This window comes from Longimicrobium sp. (assembly GCA_036377595.1).
In the GTDB taxonomy this organism is placed as follows: Bacteria; Gemmatimonadota; Gemmatimonadetes; order Longimicrobiales; family Longimicrobiaceae; genus Longimicrobium.
In genome coordinates, this window is the sequence record DASUYB010000164.1 from 1 (window position 1) to 6,040 (window position 6,040).

The window sequence follows — 6,040 nt, forward strand, 5'->3', positions numbered from 1 at the left end:
GCGGTCCTCCAGACGAAGGTCCTCGCCAGAGAGGAGCGGGATCTTTTGAATTGTTGCAAGGTCCCGCTGCCTCCGAAAATCCTTCAAGTTACACCTGTGTAAGCACTTGCCTCGATTCAGACCCCGCCGGACGCGTTGTACCGCGTCCGACGGGGTCTTGTTGTATCTTGTTGCTGTTCAACCTCTTATGGCCAACGTGTAAAACGGTGCTGTCGAACGCCTGCACAGGCAACCGTACGGAAACGACGATGCGCCGGTGGATCTGGATGAGATCCATCGGCGCATCAGCGCTTTCGGCATCCCCGCCGCGTCATACCGTTCGGCTCACCCACCGTGCATTCCCGGAACTGCTTTGCCTCACGCCGAGGCGCGGAAAACGCGGAGAACTCAACGCACGGCTCCGCGTCTCCGCGTGAGACCATGGAATCCTGTTGAATGCACTCCGTCAGGCGCCGACGTAGGCCGCGAGGTGCTCGCCGGTGAGGGTGGAGCGGGCGGTGACGAGGTCGGCGGGCGTGCCCTCGAACACGATCCGGCCGCCGTCGTGGCCGGCGCCGGGGCCGAGGTCGATGATCCAGTCGGCGTGCGCCATCACTGCCAGATGGTGCTCGATGACGATGACCGACTTGCCGGCGTCGACGAGCCGGTCGAGCAGCGCGAGCAGGTGCTCGACGTCGGCGAGGTGGAGGCCGGTGGTCGGCTCGTCGAGCACGTAGATCCCGCCCTTCTCGCCCATGTGGGTGGCGAGCTTGAGCCGCTGCCGCTCGCCGCCGGAGAGCGTGGGGAGCGGCTGGCCGAGCCCGAGGTAGCCGAGCCCGACGTCGGCCATGCGGGACAGGATCGCGTGGGCCGCCGGCGTCTTCGCCGGACCGGACCCGAAGAATTCGGCCGCCTCGGTCACCGGCATCGCCAGCACCTCGCTGATGTCCCTGCCGCCGAGGCGGTATTCCAGCACCGCTGCCTGGAACCGCTTCCCCCCGCAATCCTCGCAGGTGGTGGTGACGGTCTCCATGAACCCCAGGTCGGTGTAGACGACGCCGGCGCCGTTGCAGGTGGGGCAGGCGCCCTCGGAGTTCGGGCTGAACAGCGCCGGCTTCACCCCGTTGGCCTTCGCGAACGCCGTGCGGATGGGGTCGAGCAGCCCGGTGTACGTCGCCGGGTTGCTGCGCCGCGAGCCGCGGATCGCGCCCTGGTCGACCGACACCACCCCGTCGCGTCCCGACACCGAGCCGTGGATCAGCGAGCTCTTGCCGGACCCGGCCACGCCGGTGACGACGACGAGCACCCCGAGCGGAACGTCGACGTCGACGTGCTGGAGATTGTGGTCGTCGGCGCCGCGGATCTCGAGCTTCCCAGTGGGCGTCCGCACCGCCGGCTTGAGCGACGCGCGGTCGTCCAGGTGGCGGCCGGTGAGGGTGCCGCTGGCCCGCAGCCCCTCGACGCTCCCCTCGTAGCAGACGGTGCCGCCCGCCGCGCCGGCGCCCGGGCCCAGGTCCACCACGTGGTCGGCGATCGCGATCGTCTCCGGCTCGTGCTCCACCACGAGGACCGTGTTCCCCTTGTCCCGTAGCCGCAGCAGCAGGTCGTTCATCCGCCGGACGTCGTGCGGGTGCAGCCCGGTGGTGGGCTCGTCGAAGACGTAGGTGACGTCGGTGAGCGCCGAGCCGAGGTGGCGGATCATCCGGGTGCGCTGCGACTCGCCGCCCGAAAGCGTCCCCGACGGCCGGTCGAGCGAGAGGTAGCCCAGCCCGATCTCCACGAACGAGTCGAGCGTCTCCCCCAGCGCCCCCAGCAGCGGCGCCACCGACGGCTCGCCGAGGCCGCGCACCCACCCGGCCAGGTCGCTGATCTGCATCGCGCAGGCGTCGGCGATGTTGATCCCCCCGATCCTGGACGACCGGGCCGCCTCGTTGAGCCGGGTGCCGCCGCAGTCGGGGCAGGCGGTGAAGGTCGCCGCCCGCTCCACGAACGCGCGGATGTGGGGCTGCAGCGCGTCGACGTCCTTGGAGAGGAACGACTTGCGGACCTTGAGGACCAATCCCTCGTAGGTGAGGTTGATGCCGCCGACCTTCACCTTGGTCGGCTCGCGGTACAGGAAGTCGTCGAGCTCCTTTTTGCCGTAGTCGCGGATCGGCTTGGCGGGGTCGAGGAAGCCCGACTCGGTGAAAATGCGCACGCTCCAGCCGTCGGCGGTGTAGCCGGGGATGGTGATCGCACCCTCGCGCAGCGACTTGCTCTCGTCATACAGCTGGGTGAGATCGATGTCGCTGACCGAGCCCATCCCCTCGCAGCGCGGGCACATGCCGCCGAAGTAGACGACATCGCGCACCACGATCCGCTCCCCTTTCCCCTTGTCGACCGTCATCGCCCCGCTCGCCTTGCGCATGGGGACGTTGAAGGAGTAGGCGGTCGGGGGCCCGATCCGTGGCTCCCCGAGCCGACTGAAGAGGACCCGCAGCAGCGCGTTGGCGTCGGTGGCCGTGCCGACGGTGGAGCGGGCGTTGGCGCCCATCCGCTCCTGGTCCACGACGATCGCGGTGGTCAGCCCGTCGAGCACGTCGACCTCGGGCCGGTCCAGCGAGGGCATGAAGCCCTGCACGAAGGCGCTGTAGGTCTCGTTGATCAGCCGCTGCGACTCGGCGGCGATGGTGCCGAACACCAGCGAGCTCTTCCCCGAGCCCGAGACGCCGGTGAACACGGTCAGCCGGCGCTTGGGGATCTCGACGCTGACGTCCTTGAGGTTGTTCTCGCGCGCGCCCTGCACGCGGATCAGGCCGTGGCTGTCGGCAACGTGCGGCGCGGACGGCTGCATGTCGGTCTTCGTGGGCATGCGGATTCGGGAGATGGGCTCAGCTCACCGCTTTCTTCACGAGCTCGGCGATCCGTTCCTCCGCGGCGGCGGTCAGCTCCTTCAGCGCGAAGGAGTTCGGCCACATGGCGCCGTCGTCGAGCTTCGCCTTGTCGCTGAAGCCGAAGGTCGCGTAGCGGGATTTGAACTTGTGCGCGCTCTGGAAGAAGCAGACGACGTCGCCGTCCTTCGCGTACGCGGGCATCCCGTACCAGGTGCGCGGCGAGAGGGCGGGCGCGCTGGCCTTGACGATGGCGTGGAGCCGCTCGGCCATGCCGCGATCCGGCTCCGGCATCTCGGCGATCTTCGCGAGCAGGTCGCTCTCCCCGTCCGCCTTCCCCGCGGCCGCCTTCAGCTCCCGGACACGCTCCTTCATCGCGGCGCGTTCCTCGTCCGTGAACCCCTGCGACGCCTTGCCGGTGCTGCTCTTCGCGGACTTCTTCGTGATCATCGTATCCTCCCCCGTGCGGGCGCTCACTCCGTGGTGGTGACCCTGCTCATCGTGCCGCCATGAGCCGCTGCAGCAGCGCGTCCACGCTGGCGAAGCCGCGCTTCGCGCCTGCCTCGACGCCGTACTGCATGGTGGTGTCGCGCTCCTCGGTGGTGGCGAAGCGCATCGTCTGCGTCAGCCTCGTGCGGTCACCCAGGTCCTCGAACTCGAGCGTCTGCACGTGGTTCTGGAACGTCTGCACCAGCCGCGCGGGCGCGTCGACCTCGCGGAACTCGCCCTCCACCACGCCGTAGGCGGTGCGGAAACGGTAGGTGCCGCCGGGACGGACGTCCATCTCCTCGACCACCGTGCCGTCGCCCCACCACTCGGGGATCAGCTTCGGATCGGTCCAGACGGAGAAGACGTGCGCGCGCGGTGCGTCGAAGACCCGCTCGACGCGGATCTCGAGCTCGTTCGGGGTGGTGATGGTGGTGGGGTTCATCGGTCTCCTTTCGTGCGTTCGACGACCTGCGCGAAGCGGTCGAGCCGCTGCAGCCACGTGCTGATCCCCTCGAAGGCGTGGGGCGCGAGCATGCACCTGCGGACGCGGCCGACCTTCTCCGTGGTGACGAGCCGCGCCTCCTCCAGAAGCCGGACGTGCTTCTTCATCCCGGTCAGCGAGATGCCGAAGGGCACGGCGAGTTCGCTGATCGTCGCGCTCCCCCACCCGAGCCGTTCGATGACGGCGCGGCGGGTCGGGTCGGCGAGGGCTGCGAAAGCGCGGTCGATGGACACTGAATACTGAACCATACGGTTCAGTATAGGAGATCGGGGCCCGCGACGCAATACTTGTCCGTCGACCCTGCGGCATCCCTTCGGTGTATCGATGGGGATGATGCCTCCCGCGGCCCGCGATCCCACCTCTCCCGTCTCCATGCTCCAGCGCGACGCAGGGCCTTCGATCTCCACCCGCGGCGGCGACGTGCCCACGGGGGAGATGGCTGCGCGCACGGCGATGCAGGACGAGTGGCTGTGGGGATGGGATCCCACGCCGGGGATCGTCTCCGTCTGGGCCGAGGCGGACGGGCGCGCGACCGTCTGGCGGCGGGAGCCGGAGACGGGTGTGCTGGTGCGCGAGGAGGAGCGCTTCCGCCCGTGGCTCCTCCTCGACCGCATCGACGACCTGCTGCACCTGGGCCCGGGGCTCGGACCCGCGGGCGACGGCGACGCGCAGGTCTGGTTCCGCGAGCTGGAGGGGCCCGGCGCGCTGCGCTTCCTCGTCTCCGCGCACGACGGCAGGGCGCTGGCGACGGCGGTGCTGCAGGGCGCGTCCGTCCGGCTACGACAGCACCTCACCCATCTTCGCGACCTGGGCGCCGCGTCCGTCCTCTCGCTGCCGCCGGAGGAGCAGTACCTCGTCGCCACCGGGCGGACGTACTTCCGCGACCTGCCGTTCGACCGCCTCCGCCGCCTGCAGTTCGACCTGGAGACGACGGGGCTCGATCCCACGCGCGACCGCATCTTCATGATCGCCGTGCGCGACCCGGAGGGAACGACGCGGCTGCTCGAGGCGCGCGAGCGTGGTGACGCGGGCGAGGCGGGGCTGATCCGCGATCTCCTGGCCGCGGTGCAGGAGGCCGACCCGGACGTGATCGAGAACCACAATCTCCATGGCTTCGACCTGCCGTTCGTCGCCACGCGCGCGCGGCGGCTGGGCGTGCCGCTGGCGCTGGGGCGTCTCGGCAAGCTGGGTCTGCGCGAGCGCGCGGCCCGGCGCGGCACGCTGCGCGAGGGCGAGGATGGCGGACGGCGCGTGCGCTTCGTGGCGCCCGGGCGCGAGCTGATCGACACGCTCGACGCGGTGCAGCGCTACGATTTCGCGGCGCGCGACCTCCCGGGCCACGGGCTGAAGGCGGTCGCGCGGCACCTGGGCGTGTCCGGCCCGGACCGGGAGCTCATCCCCGGCGCGCAGATCTACACCGTGTACCGCACCGACCCCGAGCGCGTGCGGCGGTACGCGGGCGCGGACGTCGACGAGGTGGCCGCCATCTCCCGCCTCCTCGGCGGCGCCGCGTACGCGCTGGCGCGGATGGCGCCGCGGCGGTACGAGCGGCTCGCGGACGCCGGTCCCGCGACGGGGGTGATCGACCCGCTGCTGGTCCGCGCCTACCTGCGCGCGGGCGCCGCGCTCCCCGCGCACCAGCGGGGGATGGGACGCCCCACAGCGGTGCGGCGCTCCATCTCTTCGCGACCGGCGTGGCGTGGCGCGTGGTGAAAGCGGACGTCGCCAGCCTGTATCCCTCGCTGATGCGCGCCTTCCGCATCGGCCCCGCGCGCGACCACCTGGGCGCGCTGCTGGCGCTGGTCGACCGGCTCGTGGAGCGGCGCCTGGCTGAGAAGGCCGCGGGACGTGCCGCGCCCCCGGGCTCGGCCGAGCGCCACACGCACGAGGCCACCTCGGCGGCGATGAAGCTGGTCGTCAACTCCGCCTACGGCTACCTGGCCGCCGGCGGCGAGCTGACGCGCTTCGCGGACGTGCACGCCGCCAACGAGGTCACCCGGCGCGGGCGCGAGACGCTGGCGCTGATGTGCCGCGAGCTGGCCGCGCGCGGCGTCACCCTGCTCGAGGCCGACACCGACGGCGTGTACTTCGCCGTCCCCGAGCGCTGGAGCGAGGCCGACGAGCGGCGTGTCGTGGCCGAGGTGGCCGCGCTGCTGCCGCCCCTCGTGCAGCTCGAGCTCGACGGCCGCTACGCGGCGAT

At 70.8% G+C, this 6,040-nt stretch carries 6 protein-coding genes; 2 read left to right on the forward strand and 4 right to left on the reverse strand.

The annotated features are described in order from the left end of the window. Nucleotides 1-445: 445 nt before the first annotated feature. The 4 genes from VF092_27955 to VF092_27970 are packed head-to-tail and all read right to left on the reverse strand — an operon-like array spanning nucleotide 446 to nucleotide 4,073. A complete protein-coding gene (locus VF092_27955; protein ID HEX6751157.1) occupies nucleotides 446-2,830 on the reverse strand; it encodes an excinuclease ABC subunit UvrA in 2,385 nt (794 codons plus the stop codon). Nucleotides 2,831-2,849: 19 nt separating this feature from the next. Beyond that, nucleotides 2,850-3,299 carry a DUF1801 domain-containing protein gene (locus tag VF092_27960; GenBank protein HEX6751158.1) on the reverse strand — a complete coding sequence of 150 codons (450 nt, stop codon included), beginning with the start codon at nucleotides 3,297-3,299 and terminating at the stop codon, nucleotides 2,850-2,852. Nucleotides 3,300-3,345: 46 nt separating this feature from the next. Further along, a complete protein-coding gene (locus VF092_27965; protein HEX6751159.1) occupies nucleotides 3,346-3,780 on the reverse strand; it encodes an SRPBCC domain-containing protein in 435 nt (144 codons plus the stop codon). Beyond that, nucleotides 3,777-4,073: a metalloregulator ArsR/SmtB family transcription factor gene (locus tag VF092_27970; GenBank protein ID HEX6751160.1), complete on the reverse strand. Its 297-nt coding sequence runs from the start codon at nucleotides 4,071-4,073 to the stop codon at nucleotides 3,777-3,779. The genes VF092_27965 and VF092_27970 overlap by 4 nt, the downstream gene beginning before the upstream one ends. Nucleotides 4,074-4,173: 100 nt before the next feature. On the opposite strand from VF092_27970, the gene VF092_27975 reads away from it, so the two are divergent. Together VF092_27975 and VF092_27980 are read left to right on the forward strand one after the other, a co-directional pair. Next, nucleotides 4,174-5,553 carry a ribonuclease H-like domain-containing protein gene (locus tag VF092_27975; protein ID HEX6751161.1) on the forward strand — a complete coding sequence of 460 codons (1,380 nt, stop codon included), beginning with the start codon at nucleotides 4,174-4,176 and terminating at the stop codon, nucleotides 5,551-5,553. Then, on the forward strand, nucleotides 5,550-6,040 hold a 491-nt coding region (locus VF092_27980; GenBank protein ID HEX6751162.1), incomplete at its 3' end, for a DNA polymerase domain-containing protein. The genes VF092_27975 and VF092_27980, both read left to right, overlap by 4 nt.

Coding starts and splice junctions, on each gene's coding strand:
- VF092_27955 (HEX6751157.1), bottom strand. CDS start 2,830: ATGCCCACGAAGACCGACATGCAGCCGTCCGCGCCGCACGTTGCCGAC.
- VF092_27975 (HEX6751161.1), top strand. CDS start 4,174: ATGCCTCCCGCGGCCCGCGATCCCACCTCTCCCGTCTCCATGCTCCAG.
- VF092_27960 (HEX6751158.1), bottom strand. CDS start 3,299: ATGATCACGAAGAAGTCCGCGAAGAGCAGCACCGGCAAGGCGTCGCAG.
- VF092_27965 (HEX6751159.1), bottom strand. CDS start 3,780: ATGAACCCCACCACCATCACCACCCCGAACGAGCTCGAGATCCGCGTC.